The organism is Lichenihabitans sp. Uapishka_5 (assembly GCF_033947565.1).
Lineage (GTDB): Bacteria > Pseudomonadota > Alphaproteobacteria > Rhizobiales > Beijerinckiaceae > Lichenihabitans.
Window position 1 is genome coordinate 34,916 of record NZ_JARPVX010000014.1, and the last position, 19,362, is coordinate 54,277.

The following is a 19,362-nucleotide window of genomic DNA, read 5'->3' on the forward strand; positions in this document are numbered from 1 at the left end:
GTTTTGACCGCTGATGGCAGGCCCTCCGAACGGGCGATCCACCGCGTGCTGGAGGACCTTCTTGGCCGACCGGTATGCCGATTGGTGCCGGGCTACCTGTCGCGAGCTTCCGCATCTTCGAGCACGATCACCGTCCACGATAACGGCTTCAGAATAGCCTGAGGTTGGCCGTCGGACATCCGGACGTCGGCGGTGGCGGTCGGCGTCACGGTGTCGGGAGCAGCTTTGGAGTTGATGGCCTTCAGGTTCGGGTGGTGCAGTTCGAGCGCCTCCACGACCTCGAGCCGGCTCCCGAATCCACGCGGATCCAGCGTAACGTCGAGGCTTTCGGTCGCCGACCGGTTCAGGGCGAAGATCGCAAGGCGGCCGCTGGCGGGATCCTCGGTGACGGAGGCCAGGAGAAGCGGCATGTCGGACACGGCTTTCGTGCTGATCGTCGGCGTCTCGACCTTGGCCTGCAGCACGCGACCCTGGGCGTAGCGCGCCGCGAGCGCAAAGGGGTGGAAGATCGTCTGGCGCCACGCCGGGCCGCCAGTCTCGGTCATGATGGGACCGATGACGTTCACGAGCTGCGCCAGACAGGCGCATTTCACGCGGTCGGCATTGTTCATCAGGGTTATGAGGGCGCCGCCGACGATCAGCGCATCCTCCATGTTGTAGATCTCTTCCAGCAGGGCCGGCGCCTCGGGCCAGCCGGGCTTGCGCATGTGCTCGATCGTGTGGGCCTTGTACCAGACGTTCCATTCGTCGAAGCTGAGCATGATGCGCTTGGGCGAGCGACGCTTGGCCGCCACCGCGTCGCAGATCGCCACGACCTCCTTGATGAAGGAATCCATCTGGTCGATGACGCCGAAATATTCGTCGATCTCGTCCGTCTTGTTGGCGAAATAGGTGTGCAGCGAGATGAAGTCGGCTTCGTCGAAGCAATGATCGAGGACCTCATATTCCCAAGTGCCGTAAGTGGGCATCTGCCGGTGTGAGGAGCCGCAGGCGGACAGGATCAGCGTCGGGTCGATCCAGCGCAGCGCCTTGGCGGTTTCCTTGGCGAGACGGCCGTATTCCTGCGCGGTCTTGGCGCCGATCTGCCAGGGGCCGTCCATCTCGTTGCCGAGGCACCAGAATTTGACGTCGTGCGGCGCCTCGTAGCCGTGGCTGCGGCGCAGCTCGGCAAAATGGCTGCCACCGGGATGGTTGCAATATTCGAGATATTGCCGCGCTTCGTCCATGCCGCGGGTGCCGAGATTGACGCCGAGCATGGGCTCGACCTCCGCGGCCTTGCACCAGTCGATGAATTCGTTGGTGCCGAAGCGGTTGGTTTCGGTCGAGAACCAGGCGAGATCGAGCTTCTTCGGCCGTTCGTCCACAGCACCGACCCCATCCTCCCAGTCATAGCCCGACATGAAGTTTCCACCCGGGTAGCGGATGATGGTGGTGCCGAGTTCCTTTGTGAGCGCCAGCACATCGCCGCGAAACCCGCGGGCGTCGGCGGTCGGATGGCCGGGCTCGTAGATGCCCCCGTAGACGCAGCGGCCGAGGTGCTCGACGAAGGCGCCGAAGACACGACGGTCGAGGTCGGACAATACGAAATCGCGGTCGACGGTGATCTTGGCTTTCGTCATCGGGACACTCGGGTTGGTTTGATCGTCGTGGCAGGTGAAGCGGAGCGATCCAGCCCATCGGCGCCACCCGGAGGGCCGCGGCGCGGCCTCATCCCTTGATGCCGGCCGAAAGCATGATGGCCTCGGTCACGCGGCGCTGGAACAACAGGTAGGCGATCGCCACCGGCAAGGCCGCGATAACCGCGCCCGCGAGGTTGCGGGCATATTGCACGCCGAAATTCTCGTGCACCTGGGTGATGCCGACCGTAACGGTCATGCTGGCGTTCGAGTTGGAGACCAGGAACGGCCACAAGAAGTTGTTCCAAGCGCCGATGAATGTGATGATGGCGAGCGCGGTGGTGACACCCCAGTTCATCGGAAGGTAGATGCGGCTGAAGATCTGGAATTCGGTGGCGCCGTCGAGCAGCGCCGCCTCGCGGAACTCCTTAGGAATCTGGTCGAAGAATTGTTTGTAGACGATGACCGTCACCGGGACGACCAGCTGCGGCAGGATCACGCCAAGCCAGGTGTCGATCAGCCCAAAGCTGTTCATCAGCACGAAATGGGTGACGATCAACGCCTGGACCGGCACCATGAAGCTCGCCAGGATGACGCCATACAGCAAATATTGACCATGAAAGCGCAGTTGCGACAGCGCGTAGGCACAGGCCGAACTCAAGCACAGCACCAGCAGCGTGACGGTCACTGAGGTGCCGGTGGAGTTCAGATACCAGTGCAGGATCGCGGTGTGCGTGAAGACGTAGCTGTAGGCGTCGAGCGTGGGATGCTGCGGCAGCAGCGCCACGCCGGGTTGCACCACATCGAACTCGGGCTTCAGCGAGGTGACCAAGGCCCAATAGATGGGAAAGAACCACAGGGCCGCCGCGAGACACGTCAGCCCGGTGAACAGCAGCGCGGGCAGCCTTCGCCTCATGCCGACCGCGCCCGCAGCGCCTGGAACTGCAAGGTCGACAAGGCCGCGATAGCAACGAACAACGCCACCGCCACCGTCGCCCCATAGCCGCCGCGATTGCCCTGGAACGCCTGCTTGTAGATGTACTGCACCACCACATAGGTGGAGTTGAAGGGTCCGCCCTGCGTCATCAGGTAGATCTGGTCGAAGATCTTGAGTTGCAGGATCAGCTGGATGGTCAGCACCAGGGCCGTGACGGGCCAGATCAACGGCCATGTGATGAAACGGAATTGCGCCATCGCACCGGCCCCATCGAGCGCGGCGGCGTCGCGCACGTCCTGGCTGATGTTGCGCAGACCCGCGATGAACAGCAGCACGTTGAAGCCGTTGGTCCACCAGATCGTGATGAAGGCAACGCTCGGCATGGCCCAGAGCGGGTCCGACCACATGGCGACCGTATGCCCCGTGAGGAGCCTGACAGGCCATTGGGCGATGCCGAACTGCGGGTCGAGCATCCATTCCCAGATGCGGAACACGACCGAGACCGGCAGGATGTAGGGCAGGAAGAAGGCGGCCAGGACGAGGCTCTGAAGCTTGCCACTGAGACGGCTGACCGCGAGCGCGATCACGAGGCCGAGCAGCGTCGTCGGGATCACGGTGAGAACAACGAAATAGATCGTGTGTCCGACCGATTGCAGAAACAGCGCGTCACGTGCGAGCCGGATGTAATTGGCCCAGCCGACCCAATGCCCGCCGCCGACGAGAGGCGCGTTGGTGAAGCTCAGCTCCACCATCTTGGCGGTCGGGTACAGAAACAACACCGCATAAGCGAGCACGAACGGCCCGATGAAACCGAGGGCCGTGCGGGTCTGGGTGCGTTTGCGCGGAAGCGGCATGGCGGGCCAGGGTTGCGGAACGCGGCAGACGGGCGGGTCGGTCGGACCCGCCGCGCCTTGAGGGAACCCGGTTACTGGAGGGCGTTCTGGATCTCGTCGCGCGTCTGGGCGATTGCGCTCTTCGAGTCCAATTGGCCGTTGACGGCCGGCTCCATGAAGTTCGTGGCCGCCTCGTAGGCCGGCGAGGCCACGCCGGCCACGGTCGATTTCGGATCGAAGACGGCGGTCTTGGCCAAGGTCGCGTAATCGGCGTTGGGCTTCATGCCCTCGAAGGCCGGGCTCTCGGTCACCGGCCGATAGGCCGGGATGTGCCCCGCTTCCGCCCAGGCCAGGCTGTGCTTGTCGATCCAGGACGCAATCGTCATCACCGCCTTCATCTTTTCGGGCGAGATTTCGTTGCCCTTGCGCGCCGGCACCGCAAAGGCATGGCTGTCGGCCCAGGTGGCCTGGTGGGCGAACAAGGTCGGGATCTGGATCGCCCCCCATTCGAAGCCGAGCTTATTCGACTTGGCGAGGTCGATCATGGTGGGCACTTCCCACACGCCGTTGATGTGCATCGCGGCCTTGCCCGAGGTGAACAGCGCGATGGACGACGCATAGGTGGTGTTCTTGGGCGACCAGCCCTGCGCCACCCAATCGGCCATGGTGCCGAGCGCCGTCTCGGCCTTGCCGAGATTGTCGCCGTCGAGCACCTTGTCGCCCGACATGAAGGTGCCGCCCTGCTGGTTCAGCAGCGTGTAGAAGATCCGCCACACGGAGCCGCCGTCCGGCAGACCGTTGTGGATGGAAAGGCCGTATTGGGCACCGTTGGCGCCGCTCAACTTCTTGATGGCCGCATTGAAATTGGTGAGGCCGTCGAGCCCCTTGGGCTTGCCGTCGTCGCCAAGAAGCCCGGCTTTCTTCAACAGGTCCTTGTTGTAGTAGAGAATGATCGAGTGGATATCGAGCGGCACGGCGTAAAGCTTGCCGTCGACATGGGCCGCATCCCAGTCCGAGCCGAAATAATCGCTTTGGCCGAGCCCGACGCTCTTCAGCTCCTCATCCGAGAAGGGGCGCAGCGTGCCGGTCGAGACGCCGAGCGGCAGCCGCGACAGGTGATAGGTCATGATGTCCGGGCCCTGCCCGATGGCGGCCGAGGTCTGCACCTTGGTGTAGAACGGCACACCCCATTCGAGCGTGGTGGCCTGGATCTCGATATCCGGATTGTCCTTCTCGAAGGCCTGGATCAGTCCCTTCATCCGGACGCCGTCGCCGCCGGCGAGGAAGTCCCACCACACTACCTGGGTCTTGGCCTCGGCGCTCGTGGCAAGCGCCAGCATTGCCAGGGCCGACGCGGCCACGCGTGTCAAATGCTTCATCGATGTCCCTCCCCGACAATGGTCCGGACGGCAAGATATCCGTGTGTTTGCCTCGATACGGCCTGCCTTAGATGCAGGCACAAAGGTCAAAACGTGTCTTTCATATTATCTTATATCGGCTATTGTGTTGGGAGCTTTTGGGCTTGTCAATCCGTCGATCTTCGTCGGCACAGAAAGGGAGCGCTGGCCCGACATGCTCGAACGCGAGCTCGTCCCGATCGGCACCATGTCGACCCAGATTGCCGCTTTGCTGGGCTCACGCATCGTCGGCGGTGAGTTCCGGCCAGGAGCGACGCTGCCGGTCGAGGCCGAGCTTTGCGGGATTTACGGGGTCAGCCGCACCGTCATCCGGGAAGCGGTGAAAAACCTTTCGGCCAAGCGGCTCATCGAGGTTTCGCCCAAGGTCGGCACCCGCGTGCTGCCTTTCGCCGATTGGAACCTGCTCGATCGCGACGTGCTCACCTGGCGGCTGTCCGCGCAGTTCGACGCCAAGATCGTCGCCGACATCTTCGAGATGCGGCTTTGCTTCGAGCCACGCGCCTCGTTTCTCGCAGCACGCGACGGCACCGTGGAGGATTTCGGGGCCATCGAGCACCATTTCCACGAACTGGCGCGCGCCTTCGAAACCGATCTGACCATCGAGGCGACCGCGCAGGCGGAACTCGCCTTCCACCTCGCCGTGATCCAGGCGTCGCACAACGGGCTGTTCGTCACCGTCGGCAGCACGTTCAAATCCGCCCTCCGGGTGTCGTCGCAGATGCTGCAGCGGCACGCGATCCAACCCGCCGAAACCCTCGCGACCCACGATGCGGTGCGGGCTGCCATTCTGGCGCGTGATCCCACAGGCGCCGCGGACGCGATGGAGCGCCTGCTTCATGCCGCCCGCGATCGCCTGCTTCCGCTGGCGGTGCCGATCCCCTGAGGTTTCGAATCCTGGAGCACCAACGTGGCTGACCCATCCCCTTTCCGCACCGTTCAGTGGCTCGACGGCCCGTGGGAGTTCCGCTTTGGCGACGATCCCGCGTGGCGCGCCGTGTCGGTGCCCAATCCATGGCAGGCGTCCTGCCCCGACCTTCGTGACCGCTTCGGCCTTGGCCGCTACCGCAGGCGCGTCACGCTACCCGACACGATGGATATGGTCGTGCTTCGCTTCGGCGCCGCGAGTGAAATCGCGACCGTGCGGCTCGATGGCCGAGAGCTCGGTCGGCATGAGGGCGGCTACCTGCCGTTCGAGATCGTCGTGCCACCCGAGGCGCCCCGCGACGCCCTGCTCGAGGTCGACACCCTGCAGCCCTCCCTCGACGAGGCAACCTATCCGGATCGCCCCTTCCCGGAATACCCGCACGGAAAGCAAAGCTGGTACGGGCCGCTCGGCGGGCTCTGGCAGTCGGTGATGGTGGAAACGCGACCGCTCTCCCACATCGCCCATGTGGCCGTTCGGGCCGGGATGGACGGCGTCGCATTTGTGACGATCGAGGTGGCCCAAGTGCCGCGGAACGGCATCGTCCGCGTGGCGCTGCTCGATCGGCACGGCGCGGCGGTGACGCATGCCCAGGGCGCGCTGCGGGAGGGCGGCACGAGCCTGAGCCTCGCAGCCCAGTCTCCCGATTTGTGGTCACCCGACGATCCCGTGCTCTACAGCCTCGAGGTGACGCTGGAGGGAGAGGGCCGGGCGCTCGACCGCGTGACCGAGACGTTCGGGTTCCGCAGCATCGAAGCCCTCGACGGCAAGCTTTTGCTGAACGGCAAGCCCCTGTATCTGCGCGGCGCCCTCGACCAGGATTATTACCCCGACGGCATCTGCACGCCGCCATCGACCGCCTTTCTCGAGGACCAGATCCGCAAGGCCAAGGCGCTTGGCCTCAACTGCCTGCGCTGCCACATGAAGGTGCCGGACCCGCGCTACCACGCGGTGGCGGATCGCCTTGGCATGCTGATCTGGACCGAGATCCCCAACGTGGCGCAGTTCACGGCCCGCTCGGCCGCGCGGTTGCGCGACACCTTTGCGGGCATCCTGCGGCGCGACGGCAATCACCCGTCCATCATCTGCTGGACCATCATCAACGAGGACTGGGGCACGCGCCTCGTCGAGGATGCCGATCACCGCGCCTGGCTGGCCGAAACGTACGATTGGGTGAAGGCGCTCGATCCGACGCGCCTTGTTGTCGACAACTCGCCCTGCCTGCCGAACTTCCACGTGAAGACCGACATCGACGATTATCATTATTACCGCGGCATCCCCGAGCGCCGCGCCGAATGGGATGCCTTGACGGCAGACTTCGCCAACCGTCCCGATTGGAGTTTCACGCCACATGGCGATGGCCAGCGCACCGGCCGCGAGCCGATGGTGGTCTCCGAATTCGGTGTCTGGGGGCTGCCGCACCCACGCACGATGCACGCAGCCGACGGTGCCGAGCCGGCCTGGATGGAAAGCGGCCCCTTCTGGGGCGATGGTGCGGCTTACCCGCATGGGGTCGAGAGCCGCGCCGCGGCGCTCAGCCTCGATCGCGCCTTCGGCAGTTTCGACGGCTTCATCGACGCCGCGCAATGGCACCAGTTCCAGGGGCTGAAGTATCAGATCGAGTCCATGCGGGCGCAGGCCAGCATCATGGGCTACGTCATCACGGAATTCACGGACGTGCATTGGGAGGCGAACGGCCTCCTCGACCTGGCCCGCAACCCGCGGGTCTTCCACGATCGCTTCGCCAGCGTGAACGCCGACGTGGTGCTGCTGCCCCGCCTGGAGCGCTGGGCATTCTGGGAAGGGGAGACCGTGTCGGTCCCCCTGCGTGTCGCCACGGGCGGCGCCAAGATCCCGGCTGGCGCGATGCTCGAATGGCGCTTCGCCGGGCAAGGCGGGCAGGTGCCCGTCCCCGCCATGCCGCCCACCGTCGTCGAACAGGTCACCATCCTCGATCTCGACATCCCGGCGACCACGATGTCCGAGCGCATTCCGCTGTCGCTCACCCTTCGCGACCCATCGGGAGCGATCCTCGCGAGCAATACCGAGCCGCTCGCGTGCTATCCGCGTTCGGCCGCGCCGCCCGAACGCGTCGCCAGTCCCGACCCGGTGTTGCGGGCCTATCTGGCGGCACTCGGCTATGCGGTCGTCGCGCCCGAGATCGCCGATGTGCTCGTCACCCGCGACCTCGACGCGGCGGATGTCGAGGCGATTCGCCAGGGCCGGCACGTGCTGGTGCTGGCCGACGGGCACACCCCCAAGCGCCCGTCGCTCCGGGCCGACGAGTTACCCCGTGAGCCTCCCTTCCTGCCCGTCGTCGATGCCCGGCCCGGCCTGCCGGCGGCGACCCACCATTTCTTTCCAGGTCTCGGCCTCGTCGAGCGGCATGGCACGCTTTGGCGCGGCGACTGGATCGGCAACTTTTCCTGGCTGCGCCGCACGGGCGCCTTTGCGGCCTTGCCGGGCGGCCCCATGCTCGACCTCGGCTTCGATCGCGTGGTGCCTCACCACGTCCTTACCGGTCTGCAGCCCTGGGAATGGGAAACGCGCGTCCAGGCCGGCGTGGTGGTCGGCTGGGCCCATAAACCGGCCGCGACCCTTTGCGAGCGCCCGTTCGGCGCCGGCCGTCTCGTCGCCACCACGTTTCGCCTGATGGAGGATCCGGCCGGCCAGGATCCGGTCGCGGCTACGCTGATGCGAGCCATCATCGAAACCGCGGCGTCGCCGTCGCATGCCGCCAGAACCGCCTCCGAGCCTTCTGGGAAAGAATAGCGCCATGACCTTCCCGCGATGGTCCGGCAGCACGTCGAACGATCCGGTCATCAGGGCCGGTTCGGTGTCTTCACAACGCAGCGGGCGTGAGCGCGGCGGTCCCGGCGCCTTGACGGGGCCGCAACATCGCAGGCCGCGGCGCCTGCTTCAAACAAAGGCTGCCTGAGCATGGCTCGTGTTGTGTTGATCGGTGGCAGCGGCCACATCGGCACCTACCTCGTGCCCCGTCTCGTCGAGGCCGGGCACCATGTGGTCAACGTCACCCGCGGGCGGCGGGCACCCTACCTGCCGCATCGGGCCTGGCAGGCCGTCGAGACCGTTACGGCCGATCGCGAGGCCGAGGATCGGGACGGCCGGTTTTCGGCCCGCATCGCCGGGCTGGCGCCCGACATCGTGGTCGATCTCGTGTGCTTCACCCTGCCGAGCGCCCAGGCCCTGGTCGAGGCTCTGCAAGGGCGCGTCCAGCAATTCATCCACATCGGCACCATCTGGGTTCATGGGCCGGCCAGCGTCGTTCCCACGCCCGAAGAAGCACCGCGCCGGCCTTTCGGCGCCTATGGCGAGCAGAAGGCGGCGATCGAGGCCTCCTTGCTCGACCGCGCCCGCCGCGATGGCTTTCCGGCCACGATCATCCACCCCGGCCATATCGTCGGCCCGGGCTGGGCCCCGCTCAATCCGGCCGGGCATTTCAACCCGGAGGTCTTTGCGGCGATCGCGCGGGGCGAGGTGCTGACCTTGCCGAATTTCGGCCTCGAGACCGTCCACCACGTCCATGCCGACGATGTGGCCCAGATGGTGATGCGGGCGATCGGCCATTGGGGCGTCGCCACCGGCGAGGCCTTCCACGCGGTTTCGTCCGGGGCTCTGACGCTGCGCGGCTATGCCGAGGCCATGTTCCGCTGGTTCGGCCACGAACCGCGGCTTGCCTTCCTGCCATGGGACGCCTGGGCAGCCGGACAGGATGCCGCCGAAGCGCACACGACCTACGAGCACATCGCCCGCAGCCCGAACTGTTCCATCCGCAAGGCGGAGCGCCTGTTGGGCTACGCCCCCAGGTTCACCTCGCTCGAAGCGGTGCAGGAGGCCGTCGTGGCTTTGGGACTGGCGGAACATGCCCCACCGGCGGCGTGACCCACCAGCCGAGTCCCGGTGCTCAACAGGTCCAGGACGCCGACGGTTTTGCGCCGGTCGTCCAGACTTTTGCCGGTAGGATGCAGGCGGCGCCGTGGCACGGCCAGGCGAAGGTGTTTGAGCCTGTGAGCCGCGGGAGCGAACCATATAGACGGTGTACGCCTCGCGCGGACCAGCACTGGGGAGCGCCGCAACCATCCCGCTACGTTTCGGACAGGGGCATGACATGCGAAGGTTCAGGTCATGTCGGCCCTACACGGGGGAAGGCCAAAAAGAACGCTGAGCTAGCCTGAAGCAGCGAAGCAAACGTCACGATTTGTCTGGCATTGTTGCCGAACCATGAAGACATCATGGTGCCCTGGAGAGGACTCGAACCTCCACGGTGTTACCCACTGGTACCTGAAACCAGCGCGTCTACCAATTCCGCCACCAGGGCAGGCCCACGCTGTTTGCGGGAGGGCGGGCGGGATGTCAACGGGTGTTTGCTGTTCGACAGCAAATTGGGGTGCGGTGGTCGGGCATGGCTTCGAGGCAGGAAACCAATGCCACAGCGGTCTCGTTTGCCATTTGAAGGAGACCGTCCATGAAAACTTTACTTCTCGTTGCCGGGATGCTGGCGGGCGGGATCGTGGGATCCACGGTCGCGGAGGCGCAAACCAGCACGGCAACCAGCGGCTCGATCCAGGGCCAGAACACCATCCAGCAAGCGCCTTCCGGCGGCCGCGTCGGCGGCGGGGTGACCGGATCGGGGACTGCGGTCGGGGCGGGTCAGCCCACCGCCGCAGAGCGGAAGGCGGAAGACAGCGCCAAGGCCGCCACCCAGATCTGCAAGGGCTGCTGACGCTGCATCACTCCGGGTCGGTCGCGTTGCCGCGCCGGCCCGGCTGGCGTCGGCCTTCGACGAGCCGGACCATGGCGCCCCGCAGGCTTCTCACGTCCTGCTCGGTCAGCACGGCGCGTTGAAAGATGTGGCGCAGGTTGCGCCGCATGATCGGGATCTTTTCTTCCGGCCGGAAGTAACCGGCCTCGGTCAGCGCCCCTTCCAGATATTCGAAGAAGGCCACAACGGCCTTGCGCGAGGCCGGGCGCGAGCGCTCCACGGGGCCAAACGGCGCGGCATCCTCGGTTTCCGCCTTGAACCATTCATAGGCCACCAGGAGGACCGCCTGGGCGAGGTTCAGCGACCCGTAGGCGGGATCGACCGGAAAGGTGATGACGGCGTCGGCCAGCGCCACGTCGTCGTTGTCGAGCCCCGTGCGTTCAGGACCGAACAACACCCCCGTCCGGAGATCCGGGGCCAGGCTGTGCCGGTCGTGGGCCATTGCGACGGCCGGCGTCAGCACGGGCTTGCCCTGCCCGCGTTCCCGAGCCGTCGTGGCATAGAGCCTGTGCAGGTCCGCCACGGCGGCCTCCGTCGTGGGAAACACGCGGGCCGCCCGCAGCAGCCCGACGGCGCCCGAGGCGGCGGCCTCCGCCGTGTCTTGCAACGCCTCCGGCAGCGGCCAGCCTTCGCGCGGGGCCACGAGGCGCAGGTCCGACAGGCCGAAGTTCGCCATGGCCCGCGCCGTGGTGCCGATGTTCACGGCGAGCTGCGGCCGCACCAGGATGATGGCCGGCGGGGTCGCGGCTGCCGCGGTTGGATCGATCATGCGGCTTGCCTCCCCGACCCGGCGTGGCGGATGCCTTGGCGGGTTCCTCGGCGTTTGCTATGCGGGAACCACGAAGACGGCGCAATCGGTGCCGCAGCAAGAGGGTCCCATGAGCAAGATCAAGGTCGCGAACCCCGTCGTCGAACTCGACGGCGACGAGATGACCCGCATCATCTGGCACACCATCCGGGACAAGCTGATCCACCCCTACCTGGACATCGACCTAAAATATTACGACCTGTCGGTCGAGCACCGCGATGCCACGAGCGACCAGGTGACAATCGACGCCGCCGAAGCCATCAAGCTGCACGGCGCTGGCGTCAAATGCGCCACCATCACGCCCGACGAAGCGCGCGTGGAAGAGTTCAAGCTGAAGGAAATGTGGCGCTCGCCCAATGGCACGATCCGCAACATCCTCGGCGGCGTCATCTTCCGCGAGCCGATCATCTGCTTGAACGTGCCGCGCCTCGTACCGGGCTGGACGCAGCCGATCGTTATCGGCCGTCATGCATATGGCGACCAATATCGCGCCACGGACTTCCTGGTGCCCGGCAAGGGCCGCCTGACCATCAAGTTCGAGGGCGAGGACGGCTCGGTGATCGAGCGCGAGATCTTCAACTTCCCCGGCGCCGGCGTGTCGCTGTCGATGTACAACCTCGACGACTCCATCCGCGACTTCGCACGGGCCTCGCTGAATTACGGCCTCAACCGCAAGTTCCCGGTCTACCTGTCGACCAAGAACACGATCCTCAAGAAATACGACGGCCGCTTCAAGGACATCTTCGAGGAGGTCTACCAGGCGGAGTTCAAGTCGCGCTTCCAATCGCTCGGTCTGACCTATGAGCACCGGCTGATCGACGACATGGTGGCGTCTTCGCTAAAGTGGTCGGGCGGCTATGTCTGGGCCTGTAAGAACTACGATGGCGACGTGCAATCCGACACCGTGGCCCAGGGCTTCGGTTCGCTCGGCCTGATGACCTCGGTGCTGATGACCCCCGACGGCAAGACCGTCGAGGCCGAGGCCGCGCATGGCACCGTGACGCGCCATTATCGCGAACACCAGAAGGGCAAGGAAACCTCCACCAATTCCATCGCCTCGATCTTCGCCTGGACGCGCGGCCTCGCCCATCGGGCCAAGCTCGACGGCAACGCGGAGCTCAACACCTTTGCATTGACGCTCGAGAAGGTCTGCGTCGACACCGTCGAGTCGGGCTTCATGACCAAGGATCTGGCGCTGTTGGTCGGCGCCGATCAGAAGTGGCTCTCGACCACCGGGTTCCTCGACAAGATCGACGCGAACCTGAAGACCGCGATGAGCGCCTAAACAGAAGGGAGTGCATCGCGGCAGCGACGCGATGCACGTTCCCCGGCTGTGCACACCAAGGGACCGGCAGACCGAAGTCGCGCAAGACAAGGTGAGGGCCGATATCCTCAGAGGTAATGCAGCGACTACGGCTGGCCGGTCCACAGCACTGCGGTACGATCACGCCTGAGCAAGCTTCAGGGTTTTGGCCAAGACGTCACGCATGCTCCGGGGGCGGCGATCCAAAAAACGCTCCAGGGTCGGGTCGGTCGAGGCGAAGTCCCCGCGCCGGGATGCGCGGAACGTACCAAGGAGCAGCTCGGCCATCGGTGCAGGAACACCTTGCGCCACCTTTTCATCGAGCCATGCGTCGTCGGACAGGACGACCCGCTTGATCTCGCGGCCGCTCACTTCCGACGCGATCGCCGCAAGCTCAGCCATGGTCACGGCCTCGGAAGCCGTCAGCGGCGGTGTGATGCCATCGAGCAGGCCCGGCTCGGCCAGGAGAATCGCGTCGGCTTCCGCAAGGTCCCCTCGCGCGGTCCAGCTGACAGGCCCGTCCTCAGGCGCACGGATTTCACCCGCCGCCAGCCCCTGACCGATCATGTGCAAGGCGCTTTCGGCATAAAAGCCATGGCGGAGCGAGGTGAACGGGATGCCGCTCTCGGCAAGGATCGCCTCGGTCGCGGCATGATCGCGCGCCGGCATGAAAGGCGAGTCGGATCGTGCGCCCATATGGGCGGTGTAGAGGATGCGCCGAACGCCAGCCGTCGCGGCCGCCTCAATGGCGGAACGATGCAGCTGGAGCGCGGCCTCGCCGAGCTGGTTGACGGAAATCACCAGAACCTGCGACGCGCCTGCAAATGCGTCGACGAGGGCTGCAGGGTCGGCGAAGTCGCCCGCGCGGATCGCGACGCCTTTTGCCTGAAGACTGTCCGCCTTGGAGTGCTCTCGCACGCTCGCGACGATCTGGTCGGCCGGTATGCGGCGCAGCAGGTTGTCCACGACATGACGGCCGAGTTGGCCATTCGCTCCAGTCACAACGATCATGCCTTGCCCTCCATACCGATGGTAACAAACTCTGTTTACCACTGATATGGAATGATAACAACGGAAAGCTATCGTCGATAACGATGCTGGCGTAAGCTGTCGTGATGACGATTTTGCCGCCCAAGCCTGGCGATCCGAATGCAAGCCAGGACGTGCGTGACCGCGTGCTTCAGGTTGCGGCACGTTTGGTGGCGGAAGGCGGGCGCGCGGCTTTGACCACACGGGCCGTCGTCGCGGCCGCGGGCATCCAACAACCGACCCTGTACCGGCTGTTCGGCGACAAGACCGGCCTGCTTGAAGCCGTGGCGGAAGCTGGATTGGCGTCCTACGTGGCCGATAAGGCTTCTGCTGAACCCGACCCCGATCCACTGCTGGATTTTCGCATGGGATGGGACAGCCATGTCGGCTTCGGTCTCGCGCACCCTGCCCTGTTCGCCATCATCTGGGGCAACCCGGACCCGGCGAGAGTTTCGCCGGCAGCGAACGCCGGCCGGGTGGCGTTGCGTCGCAAGGTGCAGGCTCTGGCGGTCGCAGGCTTGCTGCGTGTCAGCGAAACCAAGGCGGAACGACTGACCCATGCGACCTGCACGGGCGTGGTACTCGCCTTGCTCGATATGCCTGACGACGACCGCGACATCGAACTGGCGTCGATCACGCGCGAGGCCGTGATCCAGGCCATCACGTTCGCAGCGCCCGCGACGGCCACACCAGGTCCAGCCGGAGCGGCGATCGCCTTGCGCGCCTCACTGGCGCACACGACGGGTCTGACGCCGGGAGAACGGCTTCTCCTTGCCGAACTGCTGGACCGGATTTCCGAACAGGCTTGATCCGACCCACGAAAAGTCCGCATCGCAGCAAAGCACGGGCCTTTACGGCAGCTCGTCCCCCGCCGAGGCCCGTGGCAAAGGGTTCACACCACCAGCACGTTCTGGAACTGCCACGGATCGTCGCGGTCGAGATCTTCCGGGAACAGCACCTCGCGGTGGTCGAGCGGCGTCCAATCCGTGTAGGTGCCGATCACCGGGCCGAGATAGGGCATCTGCACTTCGAGGCAGCGGCGGAAGTCCATCTCATCGGCCTCGACGATGCCGGCCGTGGGGTTCTCGATGGCCCAGACGACGCCGGCCAGCACCGCCGAGGTGACCTGCAGACCGGTGGCGTTCTGGTAGGGTGCGATGCGGCGAGTTTCCTCGACCGACAGCTGCGACCCATACCAATAAGCGTTCTTGGCGTGGCCGTAGACCAGCACGCCGAGCTCGTCGATGCCGTCGAGGATGTCGGCCTCGCTCAGGATGTGGGCGCTGTCCTGCCGCTGCCACGCGTTGCCGGCCATCTCGTGCAGCGACAACACGGCATCGTCGGCCGGGTGATAGGCATAGTGGCAGGTGGGGCGGTAGGCCGCCTTGGCGCCCTCCCCGACGGTATAATAGTCGGCGATCGAGATCGACTCGTTGTGGGTCACCAGGAAGCCGTGCTGCGGGCCCGCGGTAGGCGTCCAGGACCGCACGCGCGTGCCGGCGCCGGGCTGCATCAGGTAGATGGCGCAATCGGGCCCGAAATCGTGACGACGGCCGTTCGCCGGCAACGTCTTTTCGTGCGAGCCCCAGCCAAGCTCGGCCGGCTGCAATCCTTCGGACACGAAGCCCTCGACCGACCAGGTATTGACGAAGACGCCCTTCGGCTTCGGGGTCTTGGCCCGCTGAGTGTCGCGCTCGGCGATGTGGATGCCCTTGACGCCAAGCGACTGGGCGAGCCGCGCCCAGTCCTCGCGGCTCTGCGGGTCGGCCGCGACCGGCTGTCCGGTGTCACGGGCAATGTCGATCAGCGCCTGCTTGACGAACCACGACACCATGCCGGGGTTGGCGCCACAGGTGGCGACCGCGGTGGGGCCGCCCGGCGAAGCGCGGCGCAGATCGAGCAGCGACTCGCGCAGGGCATAATTCGAGCGCTGCGACACGGTCAGCCGCACGTCGGTGTAGAAGCCCGGCCAGGGCTCGACCACGGTGTCGATGTAGAGCGCGCCGATCTCCTTGCAGAGCCGGATGAAGGCCACCGAGGAGGTGTCGACCGACAGGTTGATGACGAGCCCTTGCTCCCCACCGGCGGTCAGCAGCGGCTTCAGAACATCGATGTAGTTCTCGCGCGTCAACGCGACCTGCATGAACCGGATGCCGCGCTCATCGAGCAGGGCGCGGTCTGCGTCGTCGGGCGCGATGACGGTGAACTTAGCCTTGTCGTGGCCGATGTGACGCTCGATGAGCGGCAGGGTGCCCCGGCCGATGGACCCGAAGCCGATCATGACGATCGGGCCGTCGAAACGGGCGTGCTGGGTCCATTCGGGCATTCGGAAACTCCACGGGCAAGTTGATGCGTTGCGGGCGGGTTAGCCGCATCGGATCGGATGGGTCAAGCGTGACGGCACATCAGGGTTATCCCGCCGCGCCCCGGCGCAGGTTGGGTGGTCATGCCTAGCCGGGCCTTAAAACAATGCCATGACAGGTCGGTGCGAAGGCCGCCTGCCCTATTCGGCCGGGGCCGCCACCGGCATCGAGCCGCGACGCGATCGCCCCCGCCAGGCCCGCCATCGAGCGCTCATCCGCGCCATGCCAAGGTAGATGATGGGCGTCGTATAAAGCGTCAGAGCCTGGCTGAGGATCAACCCGCCCATGATGGTGACACCAAGCGGCCGCCGCAGTTCGGCCCCCACCCCGGACCCGAAGGCGATCGGCATGGCGCCGAACAGGGCCGCCAGCGTGGTCATCAGGATCGGCCGGAAACGCTCGATGCAGGCCTCGTAGATGGCGTCGCGTGGACCCATTCCGCCGTCGCGCTCGGCATGGATGGCGAAGTCGACCAACATGATGCCATTCTTCTTCACGATGCCGATCAACAGGATGATGCCCACGAAGGCGATCACCGTCAGCTCCATGTCGACCACCCGCAAGGCCAGCAGGGCGCCGAGCCCGGCCGAGGGCAGCGTCGAAAGGATCGTCAGCGGATGGATCAGGCTTTCGTAGAGCACGCCCAGAATGACGTAGATGGCGCCCAGGGCCGCCACGATGAGGATGATCTGGTTGGAGGCGCCCTGCTGAAACACGAGGGCATCACCGGAGAACTCGGCATGCAGGCCGTCCGGCAGATGCATGCCGGCCACCGCCTCGGTGACGGCCTTGCTCGAGGCATCGAGGCCGGCGCCAGGCTGCAGGTTGTAGGTTATCGTCACCGACGGGAACGCGCCCTGGTGGTTGACCACCAGGGCCGATGTGCCGCGCTCGACGGTGGCCAGCGCCGACAAGGGCACCTGGACGCCGCCTGTGCCCGGCACGTAGAGGCGCGACAGGTCGGAGGGGTCGCGCTGGTCACGCGTCGCGACCTCCAGCACCACATGATACTGGTTGCGCTGCGTGTAGATGGTCGAGACCTGACGCTCCCCGAAGGCGTCGTTGAGGGCGTCGTCGATGGCCTGGATCGCGACGCCGAGGCGCGACGCGGCGGCGCGGTCGATCACCACCTTGGCCTCGAGACCGCCCTGCTCCCGGTCGGTCGACACGTCCACCAAGCCTGGGACTTTCTTCAGGCGCTCGACGATCCTCGGTTGCCAACTTTGCAGCTCGTCGAGGTTGGTGTCCCAAAGTGTATATTGATAGGCGCCTTTGCCCGACCGAGCGCCGGCCCGCAGGTCCTGCACCGCCACCATGAACAAGCTGATGCCTGGCGTATGGGCGAGCTTGCCGCGCAAACGGTTGACGACCTGCTCGATCGGCGGCCGGCTGCCTTCGGGCTTCAGACCGATGAACAAGCGACCCTGGTTCACGGAAGAGTTGCCGCCGCCCCCGATGAAGGACCCGACCCCGTCGACCGCGGGATCCTGCAGCACGCCATCGGCGAGGATCTGCTGCAGTCGCGCCATCTCGGGGAAGGACACGGATGGCGACGCCTCCGTCATGCCCATGATGAGGCCGGTGTCGTCGTCCGGCACGAAGCCTTTCGGGGCCGTGCGGAACAGCTCCACCGTCAGGCCGATCGTCAACAGCATGACAAGCAGCATCACCCAGGGGTGGCGGAGGGCGAGCCGCAGCGTCACCGCATAGCCGGCCACCAGCCGCGACAGGCCCGCCTCGACGATGCGGTCGAAGCGGGTCGGCGGACGCCCGTGGTCGTCCTTCATGAAGTGGCCGCACAGCATGGGCGTCAGTGTCAGCGACACGACCGTCGAGAGCACCACCGCAAAGATCAGCGTCATGGAGAACTCGCGGAACAAGCTGCCCACGATGCCGCCCATGAACACCAGTGGCACGAAGGCGGCCACCAGCGACAAACTGATCGACACCACCGTGAAGCCGATCTGGCGGCCCCCCAGAAAGGCCGCCTGCAGCGCCGGCATGCCGCGCTCCATGTTGCGATGGACGTTTTCGATCATCACGATGGCGTCGTCCACCACGAAGCCGACTGAGATCGTGATGGCCATGAGCGACAGGTTGTCGAGCGAGAAGCCGGCCACCCACATGCAGGCCACGGTGCCGGCAAGCGACAGCGGCACCGTGACGCCGGCCGCCAGCGTCGGCGTCAGGCGGCGCAGGAACACCGCCACCACGCCCATCACGAGTGCCACCGTGAGCAGCAGCGTGATCTGGATGTCCCTCACGGCGGCACGGATCGAAACGGTACGATCGGTGAAGATCGCAATATCGAGGCCGGCCGGCACCCAGCGACGGAGCTGGGGAAGCAGCGCCTTCACGCGGTCCACCGTGTCGATGACATTGGCGGCCGGCTGCTTGGTGATGATCAACAGGACGGAAGGGTCCTTATTGTACCATCCGGCGGCCCGGCGGCTCTTCACACCACGCGCCACGTCGGCCACATCGCGCAGGCGCACGATCGTGTTGTTGGTGGCCCGCACCACGACGGCCCCGAACTCTTCCGGCGTCGACATCCGATCACTGGTGGCGAGCGACTCGGTCAGCTCGGGACCGTCGAAAGCCCCTACGGCGGCGCCCGGATTGGCGTTGCTGATGGCGGTCCGCACGGCATCCACCGACAAGCCCATGGCGGCCAGCCGTTGCGGGTCGATCCGCACCCGGATGGCGGGCTGTTCGGCACCGTTCACCGACACTTCGGCGACGCCTTCCACCTGGCTGATCTTTTGGGCGATGACGGTGTCGGCAGCGTCGTAGAGCGCCGTGTTGGGCAGGGTCTTCGACGTCAGGGCGAGGATCAGCACCGGGAAGGCGGCCGAATTGGCCTTGCGGTAGGTCGGCAGCGTCGGAAGGTCGCTCGGCAGGTCGGTCGCGGCGGCATTGAGGGCCGCCTGCACGTCGCGGGCCGCATCGTCGACGTTGCGGCTGAGGTCGAACTGGATCGAGACCGAGCTGGCGCCGAGCGACGACGACGAGGTGAGCTCATTGACGCCGGCGATCTCGCCGAGCCGCCGCTCGAGCGGCGCCGCCACGGTCGCCGCCATGGTGGCCGGATCGGCACCCGGCCGGCTGGCATTGACCCGGATGGCCGGGAAGTCGATGCCGGGCAAGCTGGCGACCGGCAATTGGAAATAAGCCGCGACCCCGACCAGAAACAGACCGACGGACAGCAACGTCGTGCCGATCGGTCGGCGGATGAAGATATCCGAAACGCTCATCACCAGATCAGCCGCTGAAGGCTCCGCGCCGGAGCTGCCGCTTCCTTGGCGCCGGATTGGGGGATGATTGAGGCGGCCTCCCGCAGCACCGCCGTC

The 19,362-nt window shown here is 65.8% G+C and carries 14 protein-coding genes and 1 tRNA gene; 6 read left to right on the top strand and 9 right to left on the bottom strand.

Translation table 11 applies throughout. From position 1 onward, the window contains the following. Positions 1-92: 92 nt before the first annotated feature. The 4 genes from arfA to P7D22_RS08285 all read right to left on the bottom strand — a co-directional run bounded on the left by arfA (position 93) and on the right by P7D22_RS08285 (position 4,765). Positions 93-1,619 (bottom strand): arabinosylfuranosidase ArfA, encoded by a 1,527-nt coding sequence (gene arfA, locus P7D22_RS08270; RefSeq protein ID WP_319933752.1) that lies wholly within the window; start codon positions 1,617-1,619, stop codon positions 93-95. 88 nt (positions 1,620-1,707) lie between these two features. Further along, positions 1,708-2,532 (bottom strand): carbohydrate ABC transporter permease, encoded by an 825-nt coding sequence (locus tag P7D22_RS08275; protein WP_319933753.1) that lies wholly within the window; start codon positions 2,530-2,532, stop codon positions 1,708-1,710. Next, on the bottom strand, positions 2,529-3,407 hold the full coding sequence (locus P7D22_RS08280; RefSeq protein ID WP_319933754.1) for a carbohydrate ABC transporter permease: 879 nt from the start codon (positions 3,405-3,407) through the stop codon (positions 2,529-2,531). Before P7D22_RS08280 ends, P7D22_RS08275 begins: the two co-directional genes overlap by 4 nt. Before the next feature lie 71 nt (positions 3,408-3,478). After that, positions 3,479-4,765 carry an extracellular solute-binding protein gene (locus P7D22_RS08285; protein ID WP_319933755.1) on the bottom strand — a complete coding sequence of 429 codons (1,287 nt, stop codon included), beginning with the start codon at positions 4,763-4,765 and terminating at the stop codon, positions 3,479-3,481. Positions 4,766-4,958: 193 nt separating this feature from the next. Between P7D22_RS08285 and P7D22_RS08290 the strand changes: the two genes are divergently transcribed. From P7D22_RS08290 to P7D22_RS08300, 3 genes are all read left to right on the top strand, one after another. Further along, complete coding sequence (locus P7D22_RS08290; protein WP_319933756.1) at positions 4,959-5,687, top strand: FadR/GntR family transcriptional regulator; 729 nt, start codon at positions 4,959-4,961, stop codon at positions 5,685-5,687. 24 nt (positions 5,688-5,711) lie between these two features. Then, positions 5,712-8,498 (top strand): glycoside hydrolase family 2 protein, encoded by a 2,787-nt coding sequence (locus P7D22_RS08295; protein WP_319933757.1) that lies wholly within the window; start codon positions 5,712-5,714, stop codon positions 8,496-8,498. 168 nt (positions 8,499-8,666) lie between these two features. After that, complete coding sequence (locus P7D22_RS08300; protein WP_319933758.1) at positions 8,667-9,629, top strand: NAD-dependent epimerase/dehydratase family protein; 963 nt, start codon at positions 8,667-8,669, stop codon at positions 9,627-9,629. Positions 9,630-9,980: 351 nt separating this feature from the next. On the opposite strand, the gene P7D22_RS08305 is transcribed toward P7D22_RS08300, so the two are convergent. Beyond that, positions 9,981-10,065: transfer RNA gene (locus tag P7D22_RS08305), tRNA-Leu, on the bottom strand. Positions 10,066-10,212: 147 nt separating this feature from the next. Between P7D22_RS08305 and P7D22_RS08310 the strand changes: the two genes are divergently transcribed. Beyond that, complete coding sequence (locus tag P7D22_RS08310) at positions 10,213-10,470, top strand: hypothetical protein (RefSeq protein WP_319933759.1); 258 nt, start codon at positions 10,213-10,215, stop codon at positions 10,468-10,470. 7 nt (positions 10,471-10,477) lie between these two features. On the opposite strand, the gene P7D22_RS08315 is transcribed toward P7D22_RS08310, so the two are convergent. Next, positions 10,478-11,278, bottom strand: coding sequence for an RNA methyltransferase (locus tag P7D22_RS08315; protein WP_319933760.1), 801 nt, complete (start codon positions 11,276-11,278; stop codon positions 10,478-10,480). Between the two features lie 109 nt (positions 11,279-11,387). Here P7D22_RS08315 and P7D22_RS08320 point away from each other — a divergent pair, with 109 nt between their 5' ends. Next, entirely contained in the window at positions 11,388-12,602 is a 1,215-nt protein-coding gene (locus P7D22_RS08320) for an NADP-dependent isocitrate dehydrogenase (RefSeq protein ID WP_319933761.1), read from the top strand. A 159-nt stretch (positions 12,603-12,761) separates the two neighbouring features. Here the strand turns inward: P7D22_RS08320 and P7D22_RS08325 are convergent, their stop codons facing one another. After that, a complete protein-coding gene (locus P7D22_RS08325; protein WP_319933762.1) occupies positions 12,762-13,631 on the bottom strand; it encodes an SDR family oxidoreductase in 870 nt (289 codons plus the stop codon). Between the two features lie 104 nt (positions 13,632-13,735). On the opposite strand from P7D22_RS08325, the gene P7D22_RS08330 reads away from it, so the two are divergent. Continuing rightward, a complete protein-coding gene (locus tag P7D22_RS08330) occupies positions 13,736-14,458 on the top strand; it encodes a TetR/AcrR family transcriptional regulator (RefSeq protein WP_319933763.1) in 723 nt (240 codons plus the stop codon). 83 nt (positions 14,459-14,541) lie between these two features. On the opposite strand, the gene P7D22_RS08335 is transcribed toward P7D22_RS08330, so the two are convergent. Together P7D22_RS08335 and P7D22_RS08340 are read right to left on the bottom strand one after the other, a co-directional pair. Beyond that, positions 14,542-15,975, bottom strand: a complete 1,434-nt coding sequence (locus tag P7D22_RS08335; protein WP_319933764.1) for a homospermidine synthase — start codon at positions 15,973-15,975, stop codon at positions 14,542-14,544. A gap of 177 nt (positions 15,976-16,152) precedes the next feature. After that, positions 16,153-19,269, bottom strand: a complete 3,117-nt coding sequence (locus P7D22_RS08340) for an efflux RND transporter permease subunit (RefSeq protein WP_319933765.1) — start codon at positions 19,267-19,269, stop codon at positions 16,153-16,155. Between the last annotated feature and the right edge of the window lie 93 nt (positions 19,270-19,362).

Coding starts and splice junctions, on each gene's coding strand:
- arfA (WP_319933752.1), bottom strand. CDS start 1,619: ATGACGAAAGCCAAGATCACCGTCGACCGCGATTTCGTATTGTCCGAC.
- P7D22_RS08275 (WP_319933753.1), bottom strand. CDS start 2,532: ATGAGGCGAAGGCTGCCCGCGCTGCTGTTCACCGGGCTGACGTGTCTC.
- P7D22_RS08280 (WP_319933754.1), bottom strand. CDS start 3,407: ATGCCGCTTCCGCGCAAACGCACCCAGACCCGCACGGCCCTCGGTTTC.
- P7D22_RS08285 (WP_319933755.1), bottom strand. CDS start 4,765: ATGAAGCATTTGACACGCGTGGCCGCGTCGGCCCTGGCAATGCTGGCG.
- P7D22_RS08290 (WP_319933756.1), top strand. CDS start 4,959: ATGCTCGAACGCGAGCTCGTCCCGATCGGCACCATGTCGACCCAGATT.
- P7D22_RS08300 (WP_319933758.1), top strand. CDS start 8,667: ATGGCTCGTGTTGTGTTGATCGGTGGCAGCGGCCACATCGGCACCTAC.
- P7D22_RS08310 (WP_319933759.1), top strand. CDS start 10,213: ATGAAAACTTTACTTCTCGTTGCCGGGATGCTGGCGGGCGGGATCGTG.
- P7D22_RS08315 (WP_319933760.1), bottom strand. CDS start 11,278: ATGATCGATCCAACCGCGGCAGCCGCGACCCCGCCGGCCATCATCCTG.
- P7D22_RS08320 (WP_319933761.1), top strand. CDS start 11,388: ATGAGCAAGATCAAGGTCGCGAACCCCGTCGTCGAACTCGACGGCGAC.
- P7D22_RS08325 (WP_319933762.1), bottom strand. CDS start 13,631: ATGATCGTTGTGACTGGAGCGAATGGCCAACTCGGCCGTCATGTCGTG.
- P7D22_RS08330 (WP_319933763.1), top strand. CDS start 13,736: ATGACGATTTTGCCGCCCAAGCCTGGCGATCCGAATGCAAGCCAGGAC.
- P7D22_RS08335 (WP_319933764.1), bottom strand. CDS start 15,975: ATGCCCGAATGGACCCAGCACGCCCGTTTCGACGGCCCGATCGTCATG.